This window comes from Microbispora sp. H10836, assembly GCF_012999525.1.
GTDB lineage: Bacteria > Actinomycetota > Actinomycetes > Streptosporangiales > Streptosporangiaceae > Microbispora.
This window is the reverse complement of record NZ_JABBWU010000007.1, coordinates 1-26,237: the sequence shown is the minus strand read 5'-3', so window position 1 is coordinate 26,237 and position 26,237 is coordinate 1. Positions and strand designations below refer to the sequence as shown.

At 72.7% G+C, this 26,237-nt stretch carries 24 protein-coding genes; 11 read left to right on the top strand and 13 right to left on the bottom strand.

The annotated features are described in order from the left end of the window. Positions 1–80: 80 nt before the first annotated feature. The 3 genes from HHX30_RS40630 (at position 81) to HHX30_RS14785 (ending at position 3,274) form a co-directional block, all read left to right on the top strand. Positions 81–1,286: a sensor histidine kinase gene (locus tag HHX30_RS40630; RefSeq protein ID WP_211592039.1), complete on the top strand. Its 1,206-nt coding sequence runs from the start codon at positions 81–83 to the stop codon at positions 1,284–1,286. Next, positions 1,283–1,888 (top strand): response regulator transcription factor, encoded by a 606-nt coding sequence (locus HHX30_RS14790; RefSeq protein ID WP_169982525.1) that lies wholly within the window; start codon positions 1,283–1,285, stop codon positions 1,886–1,888. Before HHX30_RS40630 ends, HHX30_RS14790 begins: the two co-directional genes overlap by 4 nt. Positions 1,889–1,996: 108 nt before the next feature. Further along, a complete protein-coding gene (locus HHX30_RS14785) occupies positions 1,997–3,274 on the top strand; it encodes a cytochrome P450 (RefSeq protein WP_169982524.1) in 1,278 nt (425 codons plus the stop codon). A 76-nt stretch (positions 3,275–3,350) separates the two neighbouring features. On the opposite strand, the gene HHX30_RS14780 is transcribed toward HHX30_RS14785, so the two are convergent. Beyond that, positions 3,351–5,249, bottom strand: coding sequence for an N-6 DNA methylase (locus HHX30_RS14780; RefSeq protein WP_169982523.1), 1,899 nt, complete (start codon positions 5,247–5,249; stop codon positions 3,351–3,353). A 290-nt stretch (positions 5,250–5,539) separates the two neighbouring features. On the opposite strand from HHX30_RS14780, the gene HHX30_RS14775 reads away from it, so the two are divergent. After that, on the top strand, positions 5,540–7,441 hold the full coding sequence (locus HHX30_RS14775) for a hypothetical protein (RefSeq protein WP_169982522.1): 1,902 nt from the start codon (positions 5,540–5,542) through the stop codon (positions 7,439–7,441). 27 nt (positions 7,442–7,468) lie between these two features. On the opposite strand, the gene HHX30_RS14770 is transcribed toward HHX30_RS14775, so the two are convergent. Continuing rightward, positions 7,469–9,295: a serine/threonine-protein kinase gene (locus HHX30_RS14770; RefSeq protein WP_169982521.1), complete on the bottom strand. Its 1,827-nt coding sequence runs from the start codon at positions 9,293–9,295 to the stop codon at positions 7,469–7,471. 187 nt (positions 9,296–9,482) lie between these two features. Between HHX30_RS14770 and HHX30_RS14765 the strand changes: the two genes are divergently transcribed. Genes HHX30_RS14765 through HHX30_RS14755 form a run of 3 tightly spaced genes read left to right on the top strand, consistent with a single transcriptional unit; the run spans position 9,483 to position 11,796 of the window. Continuing rightward, the gene (locus HHX30_RS14765) at positions 9,483–10,136 is read left to right on the top strand and encodes a DUF4352 domain-containing protein (protein WP_169982520.1); all 654 of its coding nucleotides are present in this window, start codon (positions 9,483–9,485) and stop codon (positions 10,134–10,136) included. Next, positions 10,133–11,179 (top strand): ADP-ribosylglycohydrolase family protein, encoded by a 1,047-nt coding sequence (locus HHX30_RS14760; protein ID WP_169982519.1) that lies wholly within the window; start codon positions 10,133–10,135, stop codon positions 11,177–11,179. The genes HHX30_RS14765 and HHX30_RS14760 overlap by 4 nt, the downstream gene beginning before the upstream one ends. A gap of 17 nt (positions 11,180–11,196) precedes the next feature. Next, positions 11,197–11,796, top strand: coding sequence for a hypothetical protein (locus tag HHX30_RS14755; RefSeq protein ID WP_169982518.1), 600 nt, complete (start codon positions 11,197–11,199; stop codon positions 11,794–11,796). Positions 11,797–12,101: 305 nt separating this feature from the next. On the opposite strand, the gene HHX30_RS14745 is transcribed toward HHX30_RS14755, so the two are convergent. From HHX30_RS14745 to HHX30_RS14730, 4 genes are all read right to left on the bottom strand, one after another. Then, a complete protein-coding gene (locus tag HHX30_RS14745; RefSeq protein WP_169982517.1) occupies positions 12,102–13,700 on the bottom strand; it encodes a peptide chain release factor 3 in 1,599 nt (532 codons plus the stop codon). 171 nt (positions 13,701–13,871) lie between these two features. Then, positions 13,872–15,029: an acetyl-CoA C-acetyltransferase gene (locus tag HHX30_RS14740; RefSeq protein ID WP_169982516.1), complete on the bottom strand. Its 1,158-nt coding sequence runs from the start codon at positions 15,027–15,029 to the stop codon at positions 13,872–13,874. Between the two features lie 11 nt (positions 15,030–15,040). After that, on the bottom strand, positions 15,041–15,661 hold the full coding sequence (locus HHX30_RS14735) for a TetR/AcrR family transcriptional regulator (RefSeq protein ID WP_169982515.1): 621 nt from the start codon (positions 15,659–15,661) through the stop codon (positions 15,041–15,043). A 14-nt stretch (positions 15,662–15,675) separates the two neighbouring features. After that, the gene (locus HHX30_RS14730; protein ID WP_169982514.1) at positions 15,676–16,449 is read right to left on the bottom strand and encodes an SDR family oxidoreductase; all 774 of its coding nucleotides are present in this window, start codon (positions 16,447–16,449) and stop codon (positions 15,676–15,678) included. A gap of 112 nt (positions 16,450–16,561) precedes the next feature. Between HHX30_RS14730 and HHX30_RS14725 the strand changes: the two genes are divergently transcribed. From HHX30_RS14725 to HHX30_RS14715, 3 genes are read left to right on the top strand one after another with little or no spacing between them, the layout of a single operon-like run. Then, positions 16,562–17,428, top strand: a complete 867-nt coding sequence (locus tag HHX30_RS14725) for an enoyl-CoA hydratase (RefSeq protein ID WP_169982513.1) — start codon at positions 16,562–16,564, stop codon at positions 17,426–17,428. Next, entirely contained in the window at positions 17,418–18,548 is a 1,131-nt protein-coding gene (locus tag HHX30_RS14720) for an acyl-CoA dehydrogenase family protein (protein WP_169982512.1), read from the top strand. The genes HHX30_RS14725 and HHX30_RS14720 overlap by 11 nt, the downstream gene beginning before the upstream one ends. Next, on the top strand, positions 18,545–19,531 hold the full coding sequence (locus tag HHX30_RS14715; protein ID WP_169982511.1) for an acyl-CoA dehydrogenase family protein: 987 nt from the start codon (positions 18,545–18,547) through the stop codon (positions 19,529–19,531). Before HHX30_RS14720 ends, HHX30_RS14715 begins: the two co-directional genes overlap by 4 nt. Here HHX30_RS14715 and HHX30_RS14710 read toward each other — a convergent pair. Genes HHX30_RS14710 through HHX30_RS14685 form a run of 6 tightly spaced genes read right to left on the bottom strand, consistent with a single transcriptional unit; the run spans position 19,517 to position 24,349 of the window. Beyond that, entirely contained in the window at positions 19,517–20,332 is an 816-nt protein-coding gene (locus tag HHX30_RS14710) for an MBL fold metallo-hydrolase (protein ID WP_169982510.1), read from the bottom strand. The genes HHX30_RS14715 and HHX30_RS14710 overlap by 15 nt on opposite strands. After that, positions 20,329–20,916 carry a TetR/AcrR family transcriptional regulator gene (locus tag HHX30_RS14705; RefSeq protein ID WP_169982509.1) on the bottom strand — a complete coding sequence of 196 codons (588 nt, stop codon included), beginning with the start codon at positions 20,914–20,916 and terminating at the stop codon, positions 20,329–20,331. Before HHX30_RS14705 ends, HHX30_RS14710 begins: the two co-directional genes overlap by 4 nt. 19 nt (positions 20,917–20,935) lie before the next feature. Next, the gene (locus HHX30_RS14700) at positions 20,936–22,006 is read right to left on the bottom strand and encodes a nitronate monooxygenase family protein (RefSeq protein WP_169982508.1); all 1,071 of its coding nucleotides are present in this window, start codon (positions 22,004–22,006) and stop codon (positions 20,936–20,938) included. Next, positions 22,003–22,755, bottom strand: coding sequence for a CoA-transferase subunit beta (locus HHX30_RS14695; RefSeq protein WP_169982507.1), 753 nt, complete (start codon positions 22,753–22,755; stop codon positions 22,003–22,005). The genes HHX30_RS14700 and HHX30_RS14695 overlap by 4 nt, the downstream gene beginning before the upstream one ends. Then, positions 22,752–23,600 carry a CoA transferase subunit A gene (locus HHX30_RS14690; RefSeq protein WP_169982506.1) on the bottom strand — a complete coding sequence of 283 codons (849 nt, stop codon included), beginning with the start codon at positions 23,598–23,600 and terminating at the stop codon, positions 22,752–22,754. Before HHX30_RS14690 ends, HHX30_RS14695 begins: the two co-directional genes overlap by 4 nt. Next, the gene (locus tag HHX30_RS14685; protein WP_169982505.1) at positions 23,600–24,349 is read right to left on the bottom strand and encodes an enoyl-CoA hydratase family protein; all 750 of its coding nucleotides are present in this window, start codon (positions 24,347–24,349) and stop codon (positions 23,600–23,602) included. Before HHX30_RS14685 ends, HHX30_RS14690 begins: the two co-directional genes overlap by 1 nt. Positions 24,350–24,440: 91 nt before the next feature. Here HHX30_RS14685 and HHX30_RS14680 point away from each other — a divergent pair, with 91 nt between their 5' ends. Next, entirely contained in the window at positions 24,441–25,355 is a 915-nt protein-coding gene (locus HHX30_RS14680) for an SDR family oxidoreductase (protein ID WP_169982504.1), read from the top strand. Here HHX30_RS14680 and HHX30_RS43255 read toward each other — a convergent pair. After that, the gene (locus HHX30_RS43255; RefSeq protein WP_169982503.1) at positions 25,343–25,846 is read right to left on the bottom strand and encodes a response regulator transcription factor; all 504 of its coding nucleotides are present in this window, start codon (positions 25,844–25,846) and stop codon (positions 25,343–25,345) included. The genes HHX30_RS14680 and HHX30_RS43255 overlap by 13 nt on opposite strands. Positions 25,847–26,237 lie beyond the last annotated feature (391 nt).

Sequence of the window (26,237 nt, the reverse complement as noted above, 5' to 3'; positions counted from 1 at the left end):
TCGCCCGGGTGATTCGTACCGCCGGATCCGAGACATCGCGCCCTGTCCGCTCCCGCCGCGCGCCGACGATAATGGCGGCCATGACAGAAGCGGCGGCGCGGGCGGACGGGTGCGAACCCGGATCTTCCCCGCCGCGCCTTTTCCGGCCGCGGCTGCCCGCACGGCTGCCGGTCCGGTTGCTCGCCCCGGCGTTCGGGCTGACCGTCCTGCTGCTGCTGGCGCCGGCCGCCGCCGCGTCGTCGGCGGTTCCGGCCTGGCCCGCCTGGACCCTGGTGGCCGCCGCGGGGGTGTCGTTCGCGGGAGCCGTGCTGACCGCCCGCCGGGCCCGCCCGGACGTACGGCCCCTGCCGGTGGCGTTCGTCGCACTGCTCGCGGCGGTCACGGTCACGGCGGCCCTGGCCTACGGAACGGACGGATGGCAGACGCTGTTCTCCCTGCTCGCCGTGGCCGTGGCGCTCGTACTCCCGGTCCGCGCGGCGCCTCCGCTCGTCGCCGTCACGGCCGCGCTGGCCGCGATCCTCCCGGCGCACGGCGGCTCGTTGGCCGAGGCGCTGTGGGGCACGGCGCTGACCACGTTCCTCGCCGGGATCACGACGTACGGCTTCCGCCGGATGAGCGAGGTGATCGAGGAGCTCGGCCGGACCCGGGAGAAGCTCGCCGTCGCCGCCGTCTCGGCCGAGCGGCTGCGCTTCTCCCGCGACCTGCACGACCTGCTCGGCCACACGCTCTCGATGGTGGTCGTCAAGGCCGAGGCCGTACGGCGACTCGCCCCGCGCGACACGGAGGCGGCCATGCGGCACGCCGCGGACATCGAGGCCATCGGGCGGCAGGCGCTGACCGAGGTGCGCGAGGCGGTCACGGGGTACCGGGACGCGAGCCTCGCCTTCGAACTGGACAGCGCCAGGGCGGCCCTGGCCGCGGCAGGCGTCGACTGTGTGGTGAAGGAGTCGGGGCCCGCGCTGTCTCGGGAGACCGACATGCTGCTGAGCTGGGTCGTCCGGGAGGGGATCACGAACGTCGTGCGGCACTCCGGCGCCCGGCGCTGCGTCATCACGCTGCGCCGCGACCGCGACCCGGTGCTGGTCGAGATCAGCGACGACGGAGCCGGTGGCGCCGCCGGCGACGAGGACGGCAGCGGCCTGCGCGGGCTGCGCGAGCGGCTGGCCGCGGCAGGTGGGCGGCTGAGCACCGCCCGCCTGCCGCGGGGGTTCGTCCTCACGGCCGAGATCCCGCACGCGGGCGTGGACGACGACGACACGGACAACGGCACGGAGGACGGCCCATGACCCGCGTGCTCATCGCCGAGGACCAGACGATGATGCGCGACGCGCTCACGGTGCTCCTCGACCTGGAGGACGACTTCGAGGTCGTCGCGCAGGTCGCGACGGCGGACGAGATCGTGCCCGCGGCGCTGCGGGCCAAGCCCGACGTGGCCCTGCTCGACATCGAGATGCCCGGCGGCAGCGGGCTCGACGCGACCACGGACCTGCGGGCCGCCCTCCCCGGATGCGTGGTGGTCATCGTCACGACGTTCGGCCGGCCCGGTTACCTGCGCCGGGCCCTGGACGCGGGCGCCCGCGGCTTCGTCGTCAAGGACCGGCCCGTCGGCGAACTCGCCCAGGCGATCAGGCGCGTGCTGGCCGGTGAGGTGGTGGTGGATCCGGCGCTGGCCACGGCCGCCCTCAGCGCCGGGCCGAACCCGCTGACCTCGCGTGAGCGCGACGTGCTGGCCGCCGCCGCCGACGGCTCCACCGCCGCCGACATCTCCCGGCGGCTCCACCTGTCGGAGAGCACCGTACGCAACCACCTGTCGGCGTGCATCACCAAGACCGGCACCCGCAACCGCATGGAGGCCGTCCGGGTCGCCCGCCACAACGGCTGGCTCTGAACCTCTGGACGCTCTCGTGCACTCCTTGACGGAGTGGACATTGCCCGGACGCCCTTCCTGACGTACGTTGACATCCCCGGTCACCATGCCGAACCCGCGGGGGTGGTCATGAGCACGTCCGGCACGACGGAGCCCGTCAACCTGTTCGACGCGGACCTGGTGCGTGATCCGTTCGGAGGCTACGCGCGCCTGCGGGAGCAGGCCCCGATGGTGCGCGGCTCCTTCCCCGGCCTGAACTCCCCCGTCTGGCTCGTCACGCGGTACGACGACGTCAAGACCGTGCTGGGCGACCGCAGGTTCGTCAACAACCCCGCCAGCGTGCCGGGTGCGGACGTGCACAACATCCGCGAGGAGCTCATCGAGGCCCGCGGCATCCCGCGCGAGTACGCCGCGTACATTCTCGACAGCGTGCTCGACGCCGACGGCGACGACCACCTCCGGCTGCGCAGGCTGGTCTCCCGCGCCTTCACCGCCCGCCGGGTGGCGGAGCTGCGCCCCCGGGTCGAGGAGATCGCCGAGGATCTCCTCGGCCGGCTGCCCGGTCACGCCGTGGACGGCGTCGCCGACCTGATCGAGCATTTCGCCTATCCCCTGCCGATCACCGTCATCTGCGAGCTGGTCGGCATCCCCGAGGAGGACCGCCCGCGGTGGCGGGAATGGGGAAAGGGCCTGGTGTCACTCGAACCGGGGGCCGCGGCCGAGCCCCTGCGGCACATGGTGACCTACATCCACGAGCTCATCGCCCGCCGCCGGGCCGAGCCCGCAGGTGACCTGCTGACCGGCCTGATCCGCACGCACGACGAGGACGGCGACCGGCTGACCGACACCGAGCTGGTCACGATGGTCCTCACGCTCGTCCTCGCCGGGCACGAGACCACCGCCCATCTGATCGGCAACGGCACCGCCGCCCTGCTGACCCACCCGGACCAGCTCGCCGCGCTGCGGGCCGACCCCGGACTGCTGCCGCGCGCCGTGCACGAGCTCATGCGCTGGTGCGGGCCGGTCCAGGGCACCCGGATCCGGTACGCGGCCGAGGACGTCGAGATCGGCGGCATGACGGTGCGCCGGGGCGAGCCGGTGATGGCGGTGCTGGTGTCGGCCAACTACGACCCCCGGCGGTTCGACGACCCCGACCGGCTCGACATCACCCGGGAACCCGACGGGCACAAGGAGATCCACGTCGGCTTCGGTCACGGCCTGCACTACTGCCTGGGCGCGGCGCTGGCCCGGCAGGAGGGCGAGGTGGCCTTCGGTGCGCTCCTGCGCCGTTACCCCCGCCTCGAACTGGCCGTCGCGCCGGAGGACCTCGACCGCCAGTTCTTCCCCGTCTCCTGGCGCCTCGCCCACCTTCCCGTACGCCTCCACCACGAAGGACATCAGGCATAAATCTGACACAGGCGTGCTTTACTGCTCGCGCGGGCGGCATCTCTTAGGCCGCCCGCCTGCGGTGACGGCCTACAGATCATTCGAGTCGCAGGGTGCCGCCGAACAGGCCGTCGAAGCCGGCCGCGACCAGGCTCTCGCTCATCTCCCGCGCGGCCCTCATCGCGTCCTCGAACTCGAGCAGCCCGCGAAACGCCTCGCCGTACCTGCGCTGCTCCTCGACGGCGAGCCGGGGTAGCTGCGCCCGGCGGGGATCGAAGCGCATCGAGGAGCCGAGCCTGGTCGAGGTGCCGCCGGCCGCGCGCAGGCATCCGGCGAGGAAGTGCGGGTCGAGCCGCTCGGGATCGGTCCGGATGATCAGGAGCTGGGCGCCCAGCACCGCGCCGGACTCGGTCATCACGCGCGGGACCGGGCCGCTTCCCGCGATCAGCGGCGCGACCACGTCTCCGGTCTCGATGCGCACCTGGCCCGCCACGTCGGCCGTACGGCCGCTGGGCGCCCGGCCGAGCAGCAGGTCCTGGGCGGTGAGCATCGGCAGGTCGCCCTCGTCGGGCATCTTGAGCGGACCCTGCATGATCGCCACCACGCCCGCGCGGGCGAGTTCGCCGAGCGTCGTCATCGGCAGCTCCCCGCGTCCGCCGGCCACCAGCCTGGGCAGCCCTGCGCCGAGGCCGCGCAGCAGCGCCTCGGTCCGCTCCCGCACGGCCGCGTACCCCGCCGAGCCGGGTTGCTCCGGCGACACCACCCGATGGCCGGTGGTCAGGTCGACCTCCTCGTCGAGGAGGTCGATGATCCGGACGCTGCCGCTGCCCGGCGGCAGCTCGGCGCCCTCGGCGAACGCCTGCCACGCCTTGTCCGCCAGGACGAGATCCTCACCCGCGTCGACCATCAGCACATCGGACGGCGGGCTGTCCCCCGGCGCCGGCCGGCGCAGCACCCACAGGTCGGGTGCGCCGCTGGAGGCGGGAGCGGCTCCCGGAGAAAGCGTGATGACCGCCCGCAGCGCCCCCGCGCGCAGCAGGTTGCCCCGGATCCGCCTGCCGGGGCGCCTGGCGGCCGCGGTGCCCGGCATCATGACGACCACCAGGCCGCCGGGTTTCACATGGGACAGGCAGTGCTGCACCCAGGCCAGCTCCGACTCGCCGCGCGGCGGCAGGCCGTACTCCCATCGCGGGTCGCTGGTCAGTTCCTCGTAACCCCATCCGCGCTCGTTGAACGGCGGGTTGCAGACCACCACGTCGGCGAGTTCGCCGGGGAAGGCATCGGCCCGCAGCGAGTCACCGGCCGCGACGGTGCCCGCGACGTCCGCGAAGCGCAGGCAGATCCTGGCGAGACGCGCCGCGCTCTCGTTGAGCTCCTGGCCCAGGGCGCGCGCGGCGCCGGAGGCGAGCAGCAGCGTGCCGATCCCGCAGGCGGGGTCGAGGACCGTCGCACCGGCCGTGCCGCCGAGCCTGGCCATCAGATCGGCCACGGGACGCGGCGTGGCCAGCAGCCTGCGCGAGTGCAGTTCGACGTAGCGGTCGCAGATGCCCCGGAAGGCCGCCGCCGGGCCCTCGGCCTCGCCTACCTCGGCGATGGCCCTGACCAGATCGGCGTCCACAGCGACCCCGTCGGGCGGGGGCTCGGGTAGCCGCTTGAGCAGGGCGTCGTCGTCCGGGTTCCGCCAGCTCTCCGGATCCTCCCGCACGGACAGCAGCAGCGTTCCCGCGTAGGCGACGGCGTCGCCCAGCCGGATGTCGTCGGTGCTGGCCCGCAGCCGCTGCCAGAGCCGCTCGACCGGTGCGACCTCGACGTACCGGCCGTGGCGGCGCAGCCACGCCTCGATGTCCGCCAGGGAGAAGGCCGGGCTGCTCGCCGTGCCCCCGACCGGCTGCGGGAAGTCCTCGAACCGCTTGCGCCAGTTGCTCACCGCGGCCCTGCCGACGTCGGCGAGCCGCGCGATGTCGGCCGCGTTGACCGTTACGTCCTCACGACTCATCGTCGTTCCTCCGGGACCCCGCCCGCCGGAACCCCGCGCTCGTCCCCATGCCGACCATCACGTATGAACCCCCCGGAATCGTCCACGCTCACCAGCATGCCAGGTTCACACCAAACTTGACGGGTGCAGCCAGCTCAGCCAATCGGTCCCCCACCCTAGCGGAGAGCCGGTCCGCTGGCCCAGATTCGGACGACTCTATTTGTTTAGCCAATTCACAAGGAAGCTCCCCATGTCCTTGTTACGCTGCCATGTCCGGAAACGCTCCAAGCGGTACGCGGAAGGATCGGCTCATGGCACCGACGCAGCTCTACCAGGTGGTTCTGCGGGACCCCGGCCGGCCGATCTGGGTGCGGTTGCACCGGGTCTTCTCCGCCTGGGCGCAGACCAAGGGTTTCCCGCCACCGGACGCCGGGAGGGCGCGGGTCGAGCACGAACACGCGGGCGCACGCCTGGTGATGGAGCGGCGCGCCGAGTGCGGGCGGTACGTCCTCGAGGAACCCCTGGACGGCGGGCGACTGCGTACCAGAGCGGTCTTCCTCGACGGCGCTCCCGGCTGGGTTCAGGTCACGGTCGAGCAGGAGGGGGACGCGCGGCGGAACGCCCGGGCCCCCGGCTTCGTCCCCGCCTACCTGCGCACCGCGCGCATCACCGACGGCGGGATCCATCTGGTGGACCGCGCGGAGGTGCTGGCGGAGGACGAGGTGCACCGGTTCCTGCGGGTCCTCACCGAGCCCCGGCGCCGGGTTCCCGTGGTGGTGGTGTCCCCCGGCCACGGCGACGAGAACACCGCCCGGGCTGATCGGCTGGCGGAGGCGACGGCCGGGGCAGGAGTGGTCGTCCGGCTCGCGGACAGGCGCACGGAGAACCTCTTCAACCGTTTGATGGGGGACGAACTGAGCGTGTACGGCGGGGCGATCCGCACCTACGCCGCTCCCTTCGACCCGGCCACCGAGCGCAGCCCCTACCGGCATCCGCCGATGCGACCCGCCAAGTTACGGGAGGAGGGCGCGCTCGAGACGATCGCCGACGGCGTGATCGGCCGTGCGTCCGCGGCAGAGCCGCACCCCGAGGTCCGTCAGTCCCTGCCCGTCGTGCTGCGGGTCCTGGCGGGCCGTGCGGAGGTCGCGGCACTGGAGGGGGCGATGACGCCGCCTCCCGCGCCCGTCGATCCAGCGCGGGAGGAACTGCGGCGGAAGATGATGGCGCTGACCGTCCGCCCGGCACCCCCCTCGCCCCCGTCGCCCCAGAGGTCCCCCGCGCCCCCTGCGGCGCCGCCGGGCGCGGCCGAGCCCGAACCGGTGCCCGGGCCCGCGCCGGAGCCGGTCGCCGTGGTCGACGAGTCGCCGGACCCCGATGTCGCGCACCAGGTGGCCGAGATGGTCGTCAAGGCCATGCGCCAGGAGCTGGACACCGCGCTCGGCCTGGCCGCGGGCGCCGACACCAGCCGCGACGTGCTGCGTGAGGTCCGCACCCTGGGCCTGCACCTGGCCGGGCTGCGCGAACTGATCGTCCCCGCCGCGCCCGCCGGGAGCGAGGACGACCTGCGCATTGCACACGAGCTGCTGCGGGAGGAGTACGCCGAAACCGTCACCGCCGCCCGCGTGCTGGAGGAGCGGGTCCGTTGGCTGGAGCGCACCCTCGCCGAGTCGGGTCATCCCGTCTACGGCATCGCGACGCCCGGCGAGCCCTTCACGCCCGCGAGCCTCGCCGAGACCCTGGTCGAGGCCCGTTCCCGGCTGGCGCACCTCGTCGTCGGCCAGACCGACAACGCCGCGGTCCGGCTCGATCACGCCGACCCGATGCTCAGCCGTACGTGGGCGGCCAAGGCGTGGGACGCGCTGCTCGCGCTGGACGACTTCGCCCGCGCGCGCTCCTCCGGCGAGTTCGCCGGCGGCTTCTACGACTGGTGCGCGGACGGCTCCGGCGGCCGGCGCGTGATCCCGCCCGGGATGCTCGCCATGCGCGAATCGGCGTCGGTCACCAACAGCGCCAAGTTCAGTCAGCCGCGCACCTTCCCCGTCCCGGCCGAGGTCCATCCCAGCGGGAAGATCGTCATGGAGGCCCACGTCAAGCTGCGCGCCGTGGGCTACCCGGCACCGCGGATGTACTTCCACGACGACTCGGGCGGCGTGACCGGCAAGATCTATGTCGGCTACCTCGGCGACCATCTGCCGAACACCCGCACCAATTGAACGCACCGCCGGCCATCTCGGCCCGGCTCACACCGGCGCGGCGTGCGCGTAGCCGAGCAGGTCGGCCGATGCGGCGATCCGCCGGTAGCCCTTCGCGTCCTCGGGCCGCGCGCTGAGCACGAAGAGGGAGACCTTCGACTGCGGCAGATGCCAGATCTTGATGCTGTATGCGCCGTAGTCCGAGCACCACACCTGCCACTCCCGGTAGGCGGCCTTCCTGCCGTCGGCCATCTTCGTCAGGCTGTAGCCCGTGCGACTGCCGTCGTAGGCGAGGACGTGGTAGGCGTAGGGGCCGTAGTCGAGGCTGTAGTCGCCGGTCCAGTCACGCCACACGTGCCCGTCACGCAGGCACGGCATGGGGCTGCCGACCTGCCAGCCGTAGTAGGGGTCGTCGATCGAGGAGCCCGGCCACCGGCTGTTACTCGCTCCGGTGCGCAGGACCAGCGCGTCCGGCTTGCAGTCGAAGTCCCAGGGGCCGCTCGCACCCTGGCTGTGGGGTGAGTCGATGCACGCGAGGTCACTGCGGACCTGCCGCATCCGCCAGCCCTTGGGGAGGGTGAGCGCGATGCCCTGGAACGACACCCTCTTGGCTTTCGGCTTGGGCTTCTTCGCGCTCGGGGTCACGGCCGGTGTGGGGGTCACGGTGAACGTGGTGGCGGGGACCGGCGTGGCGGGTGAGGGCGACGGGGAGGTCGCCGGGGACGGCGCCGCCATCTCGGCCACCGTCGTGGAACGTTCCCGACCGGATGCGGACGAGGCGATGATGGCGGTTACGACGATCAGTGTCACGGCCGCGGCCGTCGCGATGTACGCATGCACCCAGTTCGGGCCGGAACCCGGGGCGCCGATCACGGCCGGGGCCGTGACGGAGGCCTCCACCGGCGCCGGGAGCGTTCCAGGATCTTCCCGTGCCTCCGGGACGCGGAGGAGCGTGGTCGGCGGTGGAGGGACGGCCGGCTTGGGCCATTCCGGGGTCCCCTTCTCGGGCAGCACCCACGTACGCTCGATCAACGCGGTGACGTCGGGCCGCTCCTCTTCGCTCTCTGCTCCCTGCCAGGTGGTGGTCACCTCGGCGAGCGCCTCGCCGGCGGTGGGCCGCGCCGCGGGGTCCTTGGCCAGCGCGCGGCGCACGAGGTCGCTCAGCGCCTCGGGCACCGGTTCGACGTCCGGCATCTCCTCGCGCACCCGGTAGGCCAGGATCTCCGGCCGGCCCGTGCCGTACGGCGGCTCACCGGTGGTGGCGTAGAGCACGAGCAGCGCCCAGCCGTACACGTCGGCGGGGGTGCCCGCACCGCCCTCGCCGTACTCCTCGGGGCTGATCCAGCCGGGCGAGCCGACCAGTGTGCCGGTGTGGGTCATGGAGGTCTCGTCGAGGACCTTGGCGATCCCGAAGTCGATGAGCCGGGGGCCCTCCGGCGACAGGATCACGTTCGGCGGCTTGAGGTCGCGGTGGACGACCCCCGCGGCGTGCATGGCGACCAGCGCCTCGGCCAGCCCCGCCGCCAGGCCGTACAGCGCGTCGCCGGCCAGAGGTCCCTCCGCCCGCACGTGCTGCTCCAGCGTGGGGCCGGGGACGAACTCGGTGGCGAGCCAGGGGCGCTCGGTGCCGGGATCGGCGGCGAGCACGTGGGCGACGCAGGCGCCCTCGACTCCGGCCAGCACGGATACCTCCCGGCTGAACCGGCGCCGGAACTCCAGGTCGACCGACAGGGCCTCGTGCACCACCTTGACCGCCACTCGGCGGCCCGAATCGTCGACGGCCGCGTAGACCACGCCCATACCGCCCGCGCCGAGCCGGCCGATGACCCGATATGGACCGATCCTGTGGGGATCGCTCCCCAAAAGCGGCTGCACGCGCCCTCCGTGGTGATCTCGCGGATTGTGGGGCGATTCAACCAGACCCACCACTCTGTTCGCCAGGGAAGCTGTGTAACGACTAGAACATAGGACAGCCACAAACAACTTGTGTGCGCAATTCACATGTGCTCTACTGGCTTCGCCCGTCGCCGAGGGGTGGCGGAGAGGAAGGAGAGCGTGCCAGGTGCACCAGAATCCGCAGCAGCCGTACCCCCAGCAGCCGCACGGCCAGCAGTACCCGCCGACCGTGATCGTGCAGAAGAAGGGCAACGGCTGCCTGAAGGCCGTGCTCGTCGGCGCGGCCGTGCTCATGAGCCTGATCGTCGTCGGTGTCGTTCTCGGCGGCCGCGGCGGCGACTCCCGGGTCAGCCTGACGGAAAGCCCGGAGGGGACCGCGCAGGCGGCCAAGACCCGCACGTCCCGGCCCTCGCGGGAAGCCCGCGTTCCCGGCCTGGGCGACGTCGCCAAGGACGGCAGGTTCGCCTTCAAGGTCACCAAGGTGGAGAAGGGGCTGTCCCAGGTCGGCGAGGGCTTCACCGTGCACAAGGCGCAGGGACAGTACGTCCTGGTGCACCTGACCGTGAAGAACATCGGCGACGAGGCCCAGACGTTCACCGACTACGCGCAGAAGCTCATCGACACCAAGGGACGCACGTTCGACGCCGACACAGGGGCGGCCGTCTGGCTTCAGGGCTCCAACGCGTTCCTGGAGAAGATCAACCCCGGCAACAGCGTGAAGGGCTTCCTGCTCTTCGACGTGCCGAAGAACCTGGCTATCAAGGCCGTCGAACTCCACGACTCGGCCTGGTCCGGCGGCGTCACCGTCTCCCTGCCATGAACGAGCCCCGGCACGTCGCCAGCCTGAGGTCCCGCGTCCTGGGGTGCCTGCTCGGCGGGGCGATCGGGGACGCGCTCGGCAACCCCGTCGAGTTCCTGTCGCTGCGGGGGATCCGTGCGGCGTACGGCCCGGGCGGGCTGACCACCATGGTGAGCACCGAGGTCACCGACGACACCCAGATGACCCTGTTCACCGTGGAGGGGCTCATCCGCGCCCTGCTCCACGGACGGGACACGGTCGCCGCCGTACACGACGCGTACCTGCGCTGGCTCGACACGCAGGACCATCCCGCGCCGCCGCCGGCGGACGGCGGGTTCCGCACCGGGTGGCTGCGTGAGCAGCCCTGGCTGTACGCGCGGCGCGCACCCGGCCTCACCTGCCTGTCCGGGCTGCGGTCGGGTGTCCGGCCCCGGTCCGACGTCGAGCCGCCGGACCGTACGGGACCCGTGAGCCCGCAGTCGAAGGGCTGCGGGGCGGTCATGCGCGCGGCTCCCTTCGGGTTCGTCAGCCTGCGGTTCGAGCACGCGGCCCGCTGCGCCAGGATCACCCACGGGCACCCGGCCGCCGCGGACGCCGCCGGCGCGCTCGCCCTGATCATCGGCGGTCTCGCCTACGGCGAGGACCTCCGGCGCGCGGTCGGCCGTGCCCTCGGCCGCCTCGGCTGCGACGGCGGGGAGACGGCCGCGGCGCTGCGCGCCGCTCTCGATCTCGCCTCCGCGGGCGCCCCCTCGGCGGAAAAGGTCGAGCGGCTCGGCGGCGGCTGGGTCGCCGAGGAGGCGCTCGCCATCGCCGTCTACTGCGCGCTGGCCGCTCCCGATGCCCGTACGGCCCTGCTCCTGGCGGTCAACCACTCGGGCGACTCCGACTCCACCGGCGCGATCTGCGGCAACATCCTCGGCGCCTGGCACGGCGCCGAGGCGCTCCCGGCCGAATGGGCCGCGCGGGTGGAGGGCCACGCCACGATCACCTCCATCGCCGAGGACTTCGCCGAGGTTCTCGTCACCCGTCGTCCGCCCGCCGAGCGGGCTGTCCGCTATCCCTGATCCCCTTGAGGAGAACCATGCTCCGCCGCATGCTGGCCGTGTTCGCCCTGACCGCCGCCGCGCTCACCACTCCCACCGCCGCCCAGGCCGACACGAGGTTCCACGGTGAGGGCGACGACGTCGTACGGATCCACACGACCAAGAAGCCCGGCCTCCTCCGTCTCACCCATCGCGGCGAGTCGAACTTCATCGTCCACACCGTCGACCCCCGGGGGAAGCCGGGCGAGTTGCTGGTCAACGAGATCGGCCCGTACGACGGGACCGTCCTCTACAACGACTACGGCGCCAAGGGCACGAGCGGCCTCGCGATCAGGGCCGACGGCGCCTGGACCGCGACCTTCATGCCGCTGGGCAGGGCGCGCTGCTGGTGCGCCGCGACCATCCGTGGCCGGGGCGACCAGGTGCTGAAGCTCTCCCCCACCCGCGGCCTGCGCACGATGCGGGCCGCGCACAGCGGCGAGGCCAACTTCATCGTGCACGCCTACACCCGGCCGGGTTCCTACTCCGACCTGCTGGTCAACGAGATCGGCCGTTACAAGGGCAAGGTGCTGCTGCCCACGGGCACCCGCCTCGTCACCGTCCACGCCGACGGCCCCTGGACGCTCACGCGAAGCTGAGGCCGGGAAACCTCAATCACCGACGAGACGGTAGAGGCCGCGATCGACGCGCTCCAGGTCGTCGTAGGTGACCGCGCCGACGCCGTATGGAACCTGGTCCCCGCGCATGCCGGGTGCAATCTCGACAAGAGCGACCGGCTACCCGAGCCGCACGAACTGTCAGGGCTGATCCGGCGCAACGAAGCGATCATGAACTCTCCACATCCACTGCGCAGGACCTTGGAGCTGACACTCGGGCCGTACGCCCGCAGAGGAAGGTGGCAGGGCTTCATCCGGTACGTGCTGTCCCAGATCTAGAGCGCGCGTCAGGCGGACGGGCCGGGGAGGCCCTGACCGGCGATCAGCGGTTCGAGGGTGAGACCGTCGTGTTCGCGCTGGATGGAGCGCATGCGCCACTGGTCGCTGAACACGGCGAGCAGGGCCTGGTCGCGGCTGCGGGTGAGCACCTCCGCGCCGCGCTGGCGCCGGAGCACCTCCGCCGACTCGGCGTCGGTGCGGAGGGCGAGCGTGTACTCCAGCCGGTCGAGGACGATCTCCGCGCCGAACTCGGTGGCCAGGCGGTGCTGCACGACCTCGAACTGCATGGGCCCGACCGCGGCCAGCACGGGGGCCTGGTCGCCGCGCAGGTCGGAGCGGAGCACCTGGATCACGCCCTCGCCGTCGAGCTGGTCGATGCCGCGGCGGAACTGCTTGGCCTTGGCGGTGCTGCGGGAACGGGCGACGGCGAAGTGCTCGGGGGCGAAGCTGGGGATGGGCGGGAACTCCACCGGCTTCCCCTCGTAAAGGGTGTCCCCCGGCCGCAGCGCGGTGGCGTTGACCAGCCCGACGACGTCTCCCGGGTACGCCTCGTCGATGGTCGCGCGTTCCTGGCCGAACACCGACTGGGCGTACTTGGTGGCGAAGGGGCGGCCGGTGGCGGCGTGGGTGAGCACCATGCCGCGCTCGAACCGGCCGGAGCAGACGCGGACGAACGCGATGCGGTCACGGTGGGCGGGGTCCATGTTGGCCTGCACCTTGAAGACCAGGCCGGAGAACGGCGCGTCCAGCGGCCGGGCCGCGGCCTCGACGTCGAGCCGGGGCGCGGGGGCGGGGGCCAGGTCGACGAGCACGTCCAGCAGCCGCGCCACGCCGAAGTTGGACAGCGCCGCGCCGAACAGCACCGGCGTGGACTCGTGCGCCTCGAACGCCTTCTGGTCGTGCTCGGCGCCGATGGCGGCGAGCAGGTCGGCTTCCTCCCCCGCGCGGGTCCAGTCGGCGCCGAGCTCGGCGACGGCCTGCTCGGGGGTCAGCTCGGTCTCCAGCGCCTTGGTGGCGCCGCCGGGCGTGCGGGTGTAGCGGACGATGCGGTCCTCCAGGCGGTCGACCACACCGTGGAAGTTCCCTGCGGCGCCGATCGGCCAGGTCACCGGCGTGGGACGCAGGCCGGTGCGCTCCTCGATCTCGTCGAGCAGTTCCAGCGGCTCCTGGCCCGGCCGGTCCCACTTGTTGACGAAGGTGATGACCGGGATGCGGCGGTGGCGGCAGACCTCGAACAGCTTCATGGTCTGCGGCTCCATGCCCTTGGCCGCGTCGAGCAGCATGACCGCGCAGTCGACGGCGGCCAGCACGCGATAGGTGTCCTCGGAGAAGTCCGCGTGGCCCGGCGTGTCGACCAGGTTGAACACGTGGTCGCGGTAGTCGAAGCGCAGCGCGGCCGAGGTGATGGAGATGCCGCGGGCCCGCTCCATCTCCATCCAGTCGGACGTCACGCCCCGCCGGCCGGCCTTGCCGTGCACGGCTCCCGCCTGGCTGATCGCCGAGGCGTGCAGGGCGAGCGCCTCGGTCATCGTGGACTTTCCGGCGTCCGGGTGGCTGATCACCGCGAACGTGCGGCGGCGCGCCGCCTCACCCGTGACGGCGCTCATCGCCGGACCCCCGAAACGTGGATCCCCGAGACGCGGGTCGTCGTGGTGCGGTCGTGGTGCGTGCAGGCCATCCGGGCTCCCAAACAGCGGTGGACGGTTGAGGTTACCGCGCCGGGCGCCGCGCTCCGGAATCGGCGCCGCCCGGTGCGGTCCTCACCGCGCACGCGGGAACTACAGGCGCTCGATGATCGTGACGTTGGCCTGGCCGCCGCCCTCGCACATGGTCTGCAGGCCGTACCGGCCGCCGGTGCGCTCGAGCTCGTGCAGCATGGTGGTCATCAGCCGGGCGCCGGTCGCCCCGAGCGGATGGCCGAGCGCGATCGCGCCGCCGTTGGGGTTGACCCGGGCGGGGTCGGCGCCCGTCTCCTTGAGCCAGGCCAGCACGACCGACGCGAACGCCTCGTTGATCTCGACGACGTCCATGTCGCCGATCGACATGCCGGTCTTCTTCAGCGCGTACGCCGTGGCGGGGATCGGCGCGGACAGCATGCGGATGGGGTCCTCGCCGCGGGCCGACAGGTGGTGAATCCGGGCCCTGGGCCGCAGGCCGTGCGCCTTGACGGCGGCCTCGGAGGCGATGAGCAGGGCGGCCGCGCCGTCGGAGATCTGCGAGGCGACGGCGGCGGTCAGCCGCCCGCCCTCCTCCAGGGTCTTCAGGCCGGCCATCTTCTCCGGCGTGGTGTCCCGGCGGGGGCCCTCGTCGGCGGTGACGCCCTCGAGCGGGGCGATCTCGCGGGCGAAGCGGCCCTCGTCGGTCGCCCGGATGGCCCGCTGGTGCGACTCGAAGGCGAACGCCTCCATGTCCTCCCGGGAGATGTCCCAGTCCCTGGCGATCATCTCGGCGCCCCGGAACTGCGACACGTCCTGCTTGCCGTACCGGGCCTGCCAGCCGCGCGAGCCGACGTACGGGCCCTCGGTGAGGCCGAGGGAGTCGGCGGCGCCGCGCGAGGCGAAGGCGATCGGGATCTGGGACATGTTCTGCACGCCGCCGGCGACGACGAGGTCGCTGGTGCCGGACATCACGGCCTGCGCGGCGAAATGGACGGCCTGCTGGGAGGATCCGCACTGCCGGTCGACGGTCACGCCCGGCACCTCCTCGGGCAGCCCGGCGGCCAGCCAGCAGGTGCGGGCGATGTCGCCGGCCTGCGGGCCCACCGTGTCCAGGCAGCCGAAGACCACGTCCTCCACCGCGGCCGGGTCCACCCCGGAGCGCTTCACGAGCTCGATCAGCGCGTGCGCGCCGAGGTCGGCGGGGTGGACGCCGGAAAGGCCTCCGTTCCGCCTGCCCACGGGGGTGCGCACCGCCTCGACGATGTATGCCTCCGCCATCGCACAACTCCTCAGGTTGTTGTCAGGATCCCTTCCAGGACCATCGCTATGTACTGCCTGGCGATCTCTTCGGCCGGCAGCCTGCCGTCACCTCGGTACCAGCTCGCGGCCAGCCACACGGTGTCGCGGATGAAGCGGTAGATGAGGCCCGTGTCGAGGTCGGCACGGAAGACGCCGTCGATGACCCCGCGGTCCAGCACCGTCAGCCACATCTCACGGAAGCGCCGCTGCGACTCCGTCAGGTAGGAGAAGCGCGGACTCGTCGCGAGGTGCTTGGACTCGTTCTGGTAGATCACGACGGCCGGGCGGTGCCGGTGGATCGTGCGGAACGACTCCACGATCAGCGCCTCGAAGGTCTCCCGTGCGCCGAGACCGGAGCCGGTCACCTTGTCGTACGCCGCCCACAGCTCGGTGAGGAACGCGGAGAGGATCTCGTCGACCATCGACTCCTTGGAGTCGAAGTGGTAGTAGAGGCTGCCGCCCAGCATGTCGGCGGCCTCCGCCACCTCGCGGACCGTCGTGGCCGCGTAGCCCCGGGACGCGAACACCTCGGCCGCGGTGGCCAGCAGCTCGGCCCGCCGCTCGGCGCGGGCGGCCGCGGTGCTCTCTGCGTCTCTGCGTCGTGGGCTCATGGGTAGTCGACCTCTCAGGGGTGCTGGCTGGAGACCGAGACGACCTCTCCGGTCATGTAGGAGGAGTAGTCGCTCGCGAGGAAGACGATAACGTTGGCGACTTCCCATGGTTCCGCGTGGCGGCCGAAGGCCTCCTTCCTGGTCAGCTCGGCCAGCAGCTCGTCGGTCGTGACCTTGGCCAGGTGGGGGTGCATGGCCAGCGAGGGCGCGACGGCGTTGATCCGCACGCCGTACGGCGCGGCCTCGATCGCCGCGCACCTGGTCAGCGCCATGACGCCGGCCTTGGCCGCCGCGTAGTGCGCCTGGCCCTCCTGCGCCCGCCAGCCGATCACAGAGGCGTTGTTGACGATCACGCCACGGCCCCTCGGCTGCATGCGCGTCAGCGCGGCACGGGTGCACCGCATGGTGCCGGTCAGCGTGACGTCGAGCACCCGGCCCCACTGCTCGTCGGTCATCTCGACGAGCGTCGCCGTGCCGCCGAGCCCGGCGTTGTTGACGACGACGTCGACCGGCCCGAAGCGCTCCTCCGCCTCGGTGAACAGGCGCTGGACCTGCTCCTCGGAGGTGACGTCGCAGGGCACGGCGGTCACCGAGTCCGCGCCGAACTCCTCGCGCAGCACGGCCAGGCTCTCGCCGAGCCTGCGCTCGTGGGCGTCGCTGACGACCACCCGCGCGCCCTCCTCCAGCATGCGCCGGGCGCAGGCGCCCCCGATGCCGGTGCCGGCCGCGGCGGTCACCACGGCCACCCGATCACGCAGCAGACCGTGACCGGTCACGTAGGTCGGCATGCCCTCTACCCTTCACGGACCCGAAGGGCCCTCTCCTCGCCGTGCGTCTCGTGGTTTACTCTACCAAATAGTTGTTAGAAAAAATCGAGGGTCCCATGACGTGGAGGTTCTCATGACGGAGGATTCCGAGAAGGGTCCTGCGGAGGTCGTCCGCTACGAGCGTCGCGGCCCCCTGGCGGTGGTCACCATGAACCGCCCGGAGTACCGCAACGCGCAGAACTCGGCGATGACGTACGCGCTGGACGAGGCTTTCTACCAGGCCGTGACCGACGACGAGGTCAAGGTGATCGTCCTGGCCGGAGAGGGCAGGCACTTCTCGGCCGGGCACGACATCGGCACGCCCGGCAGGGACGCCCACGTCTCGTTCGAGCGCAGGGCGAGCCTGTGGTGGGACCACGTCGGCAAGGAGGGCGCCGAGAGCCGCTTCGCGCGGGAGTCGGAGGTCTACCTGGGCATGTGCCGGCGGTGGCGGGAGATTCCCAAGCCGACGATCGCCATGGTGCAGGGCGCGTGCATCGCGGGCGGGCTCATGCTCGCCTGGGTCTGCGACCTGATCGTCGCCTCCGACGACGCGTTCTTCGCCGACCCCGTCGTACGGATGGGCATCCCGGGAGTGGAGTACTTCGCCCACCCCTGGGCGATGCCGCCCAGGATCGCCAAGGAGTTCCTGTTCACCGGCGACCGGATGCCCGCCCGGCGGGCGTACGAGGTGGGCATGGTCAACCGGGTCGTGCCGCGCGAGGACCTGGAGACGGAGACCCTCGCGCTGGCCGAGAAGATCGCGGCGATGCCGCGGATGGGCCTGGCGCTGACCAAGAAGGCGGTCAACCAGGCCGAGGACCTGCAGGGCATGCACGCCGGGATGGACTCGGTCTTCGGCCTGCACCACCTCGCCCACGCCCACAACGCCGAGACCTCGGCCGACTCCCTGGCCGGGATGGACCCCAAGAGCATGAAGGCGGCCGCCGATGGATCTTGACCTGTCGTCGGTGGAGCCGTTCCGGGCGGAGGTGCGCGCCTGGCTCCGCGAGCACGTGCCCGCCGCTCCCCTGCCGTCCCTGGAGATCGAGGAGGGCTTCGCCGCCCACCGCGCCTGGGAGCGCGAGCTGCACGAGGCCCGCCTGTCGGTGGTGTCGTGGCCCGAGGAGTACGGCGGCCGGAACGCCACCCCGCTGGAGTGGCTGGTCTTCGAGGAGGAGTACTACGCGGCCGGCGGGCCGGGACGGGTCAGCCAGAACGGCATCAACCTGCTCGCGCCCACGCTGTTCCAGCACGGCACGCCCGAGCAGCTCGCCCGCGTCCTGCCGTCGATGGCCTCCGGCGAGGTGATCTGGGCGCAGGCGTGGTCGGAGCCCGGGGCGGGCAGCGACCTGGCGTCCCTGCGCGCGACCGCGACCCGGACCGACGGCGGCTGGCTGCTCAACGGCCAGAAGACGTGGAGCTCGCGGGCCGCCTTCGCCGACTGGGGCTTCGGGCCGTTCCGCTCCGGCCCCGAGGCCGAGCGGCACCGGGGGCTGACCTACCTGATGTTCCCGCTCGACGCCGAGGGGATCACCCGCAGGCCGATCGGCCGCATCGACGGCAAGCCGGCCTTCGCCGAGCTGTTCTTCGACGACGTGTTCGTCCCCGACCGCGACGTGATCGGCGAGCCCGGCTCGGGGTGGAAGGTCGCGATGAGCACCACCGGCAACGAGCGCGGGCTCACGCTGCGCAGCCCCGGCCGGTTCCTGGCCGCCGCCGACCGCCTCGTGGAGCTGTGGCGCGAGCACGGCGACCCCGCCGACACCGCGATGCGCGACCGGGTGGCCGACGCGTGGATCAAGGCGCGGGCCTACCGGCTCAAGGGCTTCGAGACGATCTCCCGTACGGAGGACGTCGGCGCCGAGTCGAGCGTCAACAAGATCTTCTGGTCGGAGCTGGACGTGGCGCTGCACGAGACGGCCCTCGACCTGCTCGGCCCGGACGGCGAGCTGGCGGGCGAGTGGCTGGAGGGCTACGTCTTCTCCCTGGCCGGCCCGATCTACGCCGGGACCAACGAGATCCAGCGCAACGTGATCGCCGAGCGCGTGCTCGGCCTGCCGAAGGCGGGAAGCCGATGAGATTCGTCCTCGACGCCGAGCAGCGGCTGTTCGGCGAGACCCTCGACAAGCTGCTCACCGAGGCGGCCGTGCCGGGCGTGGTGCGCGACTGGGCCGCCGGACGGCGCGAGCGCGGCCTCGCGCTGTGGCGTTCGCTGGCGGACGCGGGGGTGTTCGCGGTCGCCGTGCCCGAGCCGGCCGGAGGGGCCGGGCCGCTGCCGGTCGAGCTGGTGACCGCGTTCCACGAGCTCGGCAGGCACGGCGCGCCCGGGCCGTACGCCGAGACCGTGGCCGCCGCCGTGCTGCTCGACCTGCTGGGCGACGAGGCGATCGCGGGCCGGTGGCTGCCCGCGATCGCCGAGGGCACCGCCATCGTCACGCTCGCGCTGCCCCCGGCCGTGCCGTACGCGCTGGACGCCGACGCCGCCGGCCTGGCCCTGCTGGTGGACGGCGGGCGGCTGTGCGCCGCCGTCCCCGGCGGGGTGCGCGCGTCGCTCGACCCCGCCCGGCGGCTGTTCCCCGTCACGCCGGGCGAGGTGCTCGCCGAGGGACCGCGGGTCGCGGCCGCCGCCGCCGAGGCCTACGACATGGGCGTGCTCGCGTGCGCCGCGCAGCTCGTGGGCACGGGACGCCGCCTGCTGGAGGTGTCGGTGGACTACGCGAGGACCCGGCGGCAGTTCGGCCGGCCGATCGGCGAGTTCCAGGCGGTCAAGCACCACCTGGCCGACGCCCTGGTCGGGCTGGAGTACGCCCGGCCGCTGGTGCACGGCGCCGCCCTGGCGTACGGGACGCCGGACTTCGCCCGGGACGTGTCGGCGGCCAAGGCCGCGGCGGCCGAGGCGGCGTACGCGGCGGCGAAGATCGCCCTGCAGGTGCACGGCGCGATCGGATATACGGACGAGTACGACCCCAGCCTGCTGATCCGCAGGGCCCGCGCCCTGTACACGGCGTGGGGTTCGCCGTCGGACCACCGGGCCCGGGTGGTCGCCTCACTCGCCCGTTGACTCGTAACGGCGCAGCTCCCACGGGTCGTGGGCGGAGAAGACCTCGACCTCGCCCGCGTGGTCGCGGACGAGCGCGCGCAGGCGGTCGCGGTTGCGCAGCCGCAGCTCCGCGTCGACCTGGGAGCCGGTCTGCACGAGGTCGAGCAGCGGGTGCGGTTCCGGCTCCCCCGCCCGCAGCTCGCCGTGGTAGAAGTACGCGTCGCCCGCGTGCAGCAGCCACCGGTCACCGGCACGGACGGCCACCGCCGCGTGCCCGGCGGTGTGCCCGCCGAGCGGCACCAGCAGGAAGTCCGGCGGCAGCCCGTGCGGCCGCCGCACGCCGCCGAAGCCGAACCACTCCTCGCCCACGCCGGACTCGTACGTCACCCAGCGGGGCCGGTGGGCCCAGTGCGCCGGCCGGTAGCGCCTGCTGGGGGCCTCCGCCACGGCGGCGGCCAGTTCCTCCTCCATGACGTGCACCCGGGCGTCCGGGAAGTCCGGCAGGCCGCCGGAGTGATCGACGTCGAGGTGGGTCAGCAGGATGTGCCGCACGTCGGCGGGCGCGTGACCGAGCCGCTCGACCTGGCGCACGGCGGTCTCTGCCGGGTCGAGCACCGGCTCGACCATCTCCGTCCAGTCCGCGGCGAGCGAGCCCGCCGGGTCGCGTACGTCGCCGAGCCCGAGCCCGGTCTCCACGAGCACCAGGCCGTCGCGGGCGGTCTCGACGAGCAGGCAGTGGCTGACCGCGTGCGCGGGAGTTTGACCGGCGTCGATGGGCTCGATCTTCCGCATCGAGCCGCAGTTGAGGTGGTGGACCTTCATTCGGAGCCCTTTCGCCGGGCGGCGTCGGCGACCAGTCCGCCGATCCGTCGCGTGACCGAGTGGATGACGCCGGTGTCGCGGCGCACGCGGGCGAGCAGGAGCGCTCCCTGCAGCGAGGACAGCACCAGGTCGGCGAGCGCCTCGGCCTCGTCCACATCGTGCGCCCGCAGATAGCCGGCCAGGCCGCTCAGCCAGGAGGCGTACGCCGCGTCGCAGGCCGACCGGATGGGTTCGCTGCCGCCGGCGGCCTCCAGTGCGACCGTGGCCACCGGGCAGCCCTCCTCGAATCCCGACTCCTCCAGGTTGCGGGCGAGCAGGTCGCCGATCCGGGCGACGGCCTCGGCGGGACCGGGGGCGGCTGCCACGGCGGCGGCGATCCGCTCGCCGAGCTCGCCGCCCGCCACCGCCACCGCCTCGGCGGCCAGTTGTTCCTTGCCCTCGGGGAAGTGGAAGTACAGCGAGCCCTTGGGCGCCCGGCTCTCCGCCAGCACCTGGTTGAGGCCGGTGGCGTTGTAGCCCTGCCGCTGGAAGAGCCCGGCGGCGGTGCGCAGGACGCGCTCGCGCGTGTCGTTCCTTCGCGTCATGCCGCCAGACTAGACCGGTCTACATATTTTCGGCAAGATTCCCGCTGAGAGCGCGCACGACCTCGGCGGCCTGCGTGACGATGGAGTCGATCAGCTCCTCACACGTGGGCAGGTCGTCGATGAGCGCGACGACCTGGCCGGACGCCATCACGCCGAGGTCCGGGCGGCCGTCCACCATGGCGGCCTTCAGCAGCATCGGGGTGTTGGCCGCCATCAGCACCTGCGACCAGCTCAGCTCCTTGCCGTGTTTCATGGCCAGGCCGTCGCGGATCATGCCCGGCCATGACATCCCGGAGATCTTCCGGAAGCGCGCCGCGTTGCGCACCGCGCGGACCAGTCCGGACACCGTCCCCGACCGCTCCAGGCCGTCCACCAGGTCGGTGCGCAGCACGCGGTGCGGCATGCCGTCCACCTGCCGGGTGACCACGGTCTCGGACATGCCGAGGTAGGTCTTCTTGACCGCGTCGGGGACCGAGCTGTCCGAGGTCAGCAGGAACCGGGTGCCCATGGCCACCCCCGCCGCGCCGTACGCGAGGGCGGCGGCCAGGCCGCGCCCGTCGAAGAAGCCGCCGGCGGCGATCACCGGGATGTCGACGGCGTCCACGACCTGCGGCAGCAGCAGCGTCGTGGCGACCGCGCCGGTGTGACCGCCGCCCTCGCCGCCCTGCACCAGCACGGCGTCGGCGCCCCACGCGGCGACCTTCTCCGCGTGCCGCCGCGCGCCGACCGACGGGATCACCACGATCCCGGCGTCCTTGAGCTTGGCGATCAGCTCCTGACGCGGAGCCAGCGCGAACGAGGCCACCTTCACCCGGTTCCTGATCAGCAGGTCGACCCGCTCGCCCGCGTCGCCGGCGTCGGCGCGCAGGTTCACCCCGAACGGCGCGTCGGTGCGCGAGCGCACCTCCTCGATGGCGGCGGCGAGCTGGGCCACGGTCATCGTGGCCGAGGCGAGGACGCCGAGGCCGCCCGCGTTCGCCACCGCCGACACCAGCCGAGGGCCCGCCACCCAGCCCATGCCGGTCTGCACGACCGGGTGGCGGACGCCGGTCAGCCGCGTGAGCGGGGTGTCCAGTGTCGGCCCGATCATGCCTTCACCTCCCGGTAGCGCAGTCCCTTCGGGTCGAGCACCTCGCGGATGACGCGCAGCTCCTCGCCGGTGGGCTGCCGGGTCTCCGGCACATCGCCGTCGATCGTCAGGTCGAACCCGGTGGCGGCCCTCACCTGCTCGACCTCGACGCCAGGATGCACCGAGACCAGCCGCATCGAGCCGTCGGGGGTGCCGAAGTCGAACACGGCGAGGTCGGTCACCACCCGGCGCAGGTCGTGGAAGCGGGCGGCCCGCGGGCCCAGCCCGGCCGCGCGGTCGTGGCCGACGCCGCTGACCACGTCCACCTCCGGCACGAAGACGCGGGTGGACTGCTTGGGGATCCAGTAGCTGGTCGGGTTGCAGATCGTGTTGCCGGGGGCCCCGCGGACACCGAGGAGCTGCGACTTCGGCCGAGCCCAGTCGCCGATCGCCGAGATGTTCGTGTTGCCCCGCCTGTCGATCTGGGAGGCGCCCATCATCACGTGCCTGCGCCCGTTCTGCACCAGCCACAGATGCTCGCGGAACGGCAGCCAGCCCTCGACCGCCCCGGCCGGGGCGCCGAACGGCACCGCCTCCGCGGTCAGCAGCGCGCCGCCGTCCGTGGTCAGCAGGCCGGGCTCGAACGTGAGCCGCGCCAGCCGGGCGCCCAGGATCGAGCAGGTGCCCATCGCCGCCGCCAGGATCTCGCCGTCGCCGCGCCACGCCTCCGCGCAGGCCACGACGCAGATCTCCGCCCGGGTCGCGCTCATCGCCCCTCCTCACGCCACTGCTGCACGGTCTCCTGGTAGGCCGCCTCGTCGCCGGTCAGGAAGCGGTCCGCGAACGCCGCCCACGCCTCCGGGTCGGCCGCCGAGGCGGCGTAGTGCCGCTGGAACATCTCGTCCCGCCCCTGCCCCGAATCCGTGAAGTGGCCGCCGCCGGGGGTCTCGACCACACCGGTCACGTGCATGCGGCTGACCAGCAGTGTCTGCGGCGGTCCGCCCAGCTCGCCCGGCTCGACCAGCCGGTCGCAGGACATGAAGCACCGCCCGGACGCCTTGGCGAACAGGTCGTCCATGTACGGATCGGGGCCGAGGTAGCGGCCGTTGCCCCGGGTGTCGGCCACGTCCATGTGCACGAGCGCCACGTCCATCGTGAGCGCGGGCACCGCGACGAGTTCCTCCCCGTCGTCGTACGGCGAGCGGACCGTGCGCAGAGCGGGGTTCATCCGCATCACGTCCGAGCCGAGCCCGGCCCGCGTCGGCAGGAACGGCAGCCGGTGCGCCGCCGCGAGCAGACCGAACATGAACATGCCCTCGTCATACTCGGTGAAGTCGACGGCCCCGCGCTGCCGGGCCGCCCGGAAGTGCGGTTCGAGGGCGATCGAGTCGAGCGTCACGAACGGGGCGACGACCCGGCGCACCTTGCCCGCCGCGCAGAGCAGGCCCACGTCCGGCCCGCCGTACGACACGATCGTCAGGTCCGTCAGGGAGGACCGGTAGATGGCCCGGACCAGCGCCATCGGCTTGCGCCGGGAGCCCCAGCCGCCGATGCCGATCGTCATGCCGCTCTCCAGCGAGCCGACGATCTCCTCGATCGAGGTGACGACGCCCATCACCGGCCTCCTTCCGCGACGAAGGCGTCCCGGTGCCGGTCGCCGGCGCCCATGAGGTTGAGTTCGAACGTGAAGCCCTGCTCGAACCGGTAGCTGCGCTTGACGTCGACCGGGTCGATGCCGTTGAGGGACTCCTTGGCCCGCCGGATGACGTACGGGTCCTTGGCGGCGATCTGGGCCGCCACCTCCAGCGCCGCGTCGCGCAGGCGCTCGGGCGGCACGACCTCCAGCACGGAGCCGAACGCGTGCAGCTCGGCGGCGGTGACGTTGCGGCACGTGTAGACCATCGCGCGCATCAGGTGCTGGGGCACCAGCCGCGCGAGGTGGGTGGCCGCGCCGAGCGCGCCCCGCTCCACCTCCGGCAGGCCGAAGTAGGCGTCGTCGGAGGCGACCACGACGTCTGCGTTGCCGGCCAGGCCGACCCCGCCGCCAAGGCAGAAGCCGTGCACTGCCGCGATCACGGGTACCTCGCACTCGTAGACCGCCGCGAACGCCGCGTAGCAGCCGCGGTTGGCGCCCACCAGCGCGTCGAACCCGGTGGTCGCCTGCATCTCCTTGATGTCCACACCGGCGTTGAACCCGCGGCCCTCGGCCCGCAGCACCACGACGCGGGTCTCCGGCTCGCGACCGGCCTCCCGTACGGCGTCGGCCAGGTCGAACCATCCGCGTACGGTCAGCGCGTTGACCGGCGGGGCGTCCACCACGACCTCGGCGACGCCCTCGCCGTTACGGCTGGTCGAGATTCCCATGCGGCACCTTTCCATCTAACATTTGTTAGAAAGTACGCTAGCAGAGCGGATCGCCCCAGGCGATGCCCCATGTCCGATTGGAGAGACCGAGATGATCTGCAGGGATCGAGTCGTCATCGTGACCGGCGCGGGGCGCGGCCTCGGCCGGGCGCACGCGCTGGAGTTCGCCCGCCAGGGCGCGAAGGTCGTCGTCAACGACCTCGGGGTGAGCCTGTCCGGCGAGGGCGGATCGGACGCCGGATCAGGGGGTCCCGCTCAGGATGTGGTCGAGGAGATCCGCGCGCTGGGCGGCGAGGCGGTGGCCGACCGGTCCGACATCGCCACCGACGAGGGCGCGCGGCGGCTGGTGGCGACCGCGGTCGAGCACTTCGGCCGCCTCGACGTGCTGGTCAACAACGCCGGGTTCCTGCGCGACCGCATGCTGGTCAACCTGTCGGAGGAGGAGTGGGACGCGGTGATCCGCGTGCACCTGAAGGGCCACTTCCTGCCGCTCAAGCATGCCGGGCTGCACTGGCGGGCCGAGTCGAAGGCCGGCCGGCCGGTGGACGCGCGGGTGGTCAACACCTCGTCGGGCGCGGGCCTGCTCGGCAGCGTGGGGCAGGGCAACTACTCCGCCGCCAAGGCAGGCATCGTCGGCCTGACCCTGGTCGCGGCGGCCGAGCTCGGCCGCTACGGCGTGACCGTCAACGCCATCGCCCCGGCCGCCCGCACGCGGATGACCGAGCAGGTCTTCGCGGCGACGATGGCCGCTCCCGAGGAGGGCGCGTTCGACGCCATGGCCCCGGAGAACGTCTCCCCGCTGGTGGTCTGGCTCGGCTCGGCCGAGTCGAAGGACGTCACCGGCCGGGTCTTCGAGGTCGAGGGCGGCCGGATCTGCGTCATCGAGGGCTTCCGGCACGGCCCGGCCGCCGACAGGGGCGCCCGCTGGGACCCCGCCGAGATCGGGCCCGAGGTGGCCAAGCTGCTCGGCCGGGCCGCCGCGCCCGAACCCGTCTACGGCGCCTGATCCTCCCCCGCGAGCCCGTGACGACAGGCGTAGCGCGTCGCGTCGCTGCGGTTGCGGGCTCCGATCTTCGCGAAGGCGTTGTTGATGTGCGTCTTCACCGTCGTCTCGCCGATGAACAGCGACGCGGCGATCCGCGCGTTGTCCATGCCCTGCGCGATCAGCGCGAGGACCTCGACCTCGCGCGGGGTGAGCCGGTCCGGGTTGCTCCACCGATCCGCCCGCGCGCCCGGCGGGTCCGGCCGGAGCATCGCGCGTACCAGCCGCCTGGAGATCGCAGGGCCGAAGGCCGACTGACCGGACACCGTGGCGCGCAGGGCGGCCGCGATCTGCGCCCGTCCCGCGTCCTTGGTGAGGTAGCCGCGCGGGTCGGGCCGAGCAGGGCGGCCAGCGCCGCCGGCGGCTCGCACCGTCTCGGCCGGCGCGCCCGCCGGGTCGGTCGCGAACCGCTCGATCTCCGGCGGTGCCCGGTGCCCGGCCCAGGCACGGTCCACCTCGGCCCAAGCTGCCCGCCGAGACCCTGGCCCGGCTGGAGGAGCTGTTCCCTCCGGTCGGCAAGGGCGGCCCCGCCCCGGAGGACTGGGCCTGGTGAGGTTCGGCCGCCGGGCCGAAAGTCCCATGATCATGGGACTTCGGGGCGGACGCGGCGTGCCGTACGGCTCCTGCGGCAGGGCCGGTGATCGCGGTTTGCTTGAGATGTCAAAGACAGAGCAAAGACGCGAAACGTTGAAAGGGGCCGGTCATGGCCACCATCGAAGGGCGTAACCAGAGGACTCACCTCGACGCCGCCACCACCGCGCCCCAGACGACCCCCGCCACTGCGCCCCGGACGACCGCCGGCCCCGCCCGCTACGCCTGGGCCGCCGCCCGCATCGCCATCGGCTG

Bases quoted from the DNA above. Each gene is read 5' to 3' on its own strand.
- HHX30_RS40630 (WP_211592039.1), top strand. From the start codon at position 81: ATGACAGAAGCGGCGGCGCGGGCGGACGGGTGCGAACCCGGATCTTCC.
- HHX30_RS14790 (WP_169982525.1), top strand. From the start codon at position 1,283: ATGACCCGCGTGCTCATCGCCGAGGACCAGACGATGATGCGCGACGCG.
- HHX30_RS14785 (WP_169982524.1), top strand. From the start codon at position 1,997: ATGAGCACGTCCGGCACGACGGAGCCCGTCAACCTGTTCGACGCGGAC.
- HHX30_RS14780 (WP_169982523.1), bottom strand. From the start codon at position 5,249: ATGAGTCGTGAGGACGTAACGGTCAACGCGGCCGACATCGCGCGGCTC.
- HHX30_RS14775 (WP_169982522.1), top strand. From the start codon at position 5,540: ATGGCACCGACGCAGCTCTACCAGGTGGTTCTGCGGGACCCCGGCCGG.
- HHX30_RS14760 (WP_169982519.1), top strand. From the start codon at position 10,133: ATGAACGAGCCCCGGCACGTCGCCAGCCTGAGGTCCCGCGTCCTGGGG.
- HHX30_RS14755 (WP_169982518.1), top strand. From the start codon at position 11,197: ATGCTCCGCCGCATGCTGGCCGTGTTCGCCCTGACCGCCGCCGCGCTC.
- HHX30_RS14745 (WP_169982517.1), bottom strand. From the start codon at position 13,700: ATGAGCGCCGTCACGGGTGAGGCGGCGCGCCGCCGCACGTTCGCGGTG.
- HHX30_RS14740 (WP_169982516.1), bottom strand. From the start codon at position 15,029: ATGGCGGAGGCATACATCGTCGAGGCGGTGCGCACCCCCGTGGGCAGG.
- HHX30_RS14735 (WP_169982515.1), bottom strand. From the start codon at position 15,661: ATGAGCCCACGACGCAGAGACGCAGAGAGCACCGCGGCCGCCCGCGCC.
- HHX30_RS14730 (WP_169982514.1), bottom strand. From the start codon at position 16,449: ATGCCGACCTACGTGACCGGTCACGGTCTGCTGCGTGATCGGGTGGCC.
- HHX30_RS14725 (WP_169982513.1), top strand. From the start codon at position 16,562: ATGACGGAGGATTCCGAGAAGGGTCCTGCGGAGGTCGTCCGCTACGAG.
- HHX30_RS14720 (WP_169982512.1), top strand. From the start codon at position 17,418: ATGGATCTTGACCTGTCGTCGGTGGAGCCGTTCCGGGCGGAGGTGCGC.
- HHX30_RS14715 (WP_169982511.1), top strand. From the start codon at position 18,545: ATGAGATTCGTCCTCGACGCCGAGCAGCGGCTGTTCGGCGAGACCCTC.
- HHX30_RS14710 (WP_169982510.1), bottom strand. From the start codon at position 20,332: ATGAAGGTCCACCACCTCAACTGCGGCTCGATGCGGAAGATCGAGCCC.
- HHX30_RS14705 (WP_169982509.1), bottom strand. From the start codon at position 20,916: ATGACGCGAAGGAACGACACGCGCGAGCGCGTCCTGCGCACCGCCGCC.
- HHX30_RS14700 (WP_169982508.1), bottom strand. From the start codon at position 22,006: ATGATCGGGCCGACACTGGACACCCCGCTCACGCGGCTGACCGGCGTC.
- HHX30_RS14695 (WP_169982507.1), bottom strand. From the start codon at position 22,755: ATGAGCGCGACCCGGGCGGAGATCTGCGTCGTGGCCTGCGCGGAGGCG.
- HHX30_RS14690 (WP_169982506.1), bottom strand. From the start codon at position 23,600: ATGGGCGTCGTCACCTCGATCGAGGAGATCGTCGGCTCGCTGGAGAGC.
- HHX30_RS14685 (WP_169982505.1), bottom strand. From the start codon at position 24,349: ATGGGAATCTCGACCAGCCGTAACGGCGAGGGCGTCGCCGAGGTCGTG.
- HHX30_RS14680 (WP_169982504.1), top strand. From the start codon at position 24,441: ATGATCTGCAGGGATCGAGTCGTCATCGTGACCGGCGCGGGGCGCGGC.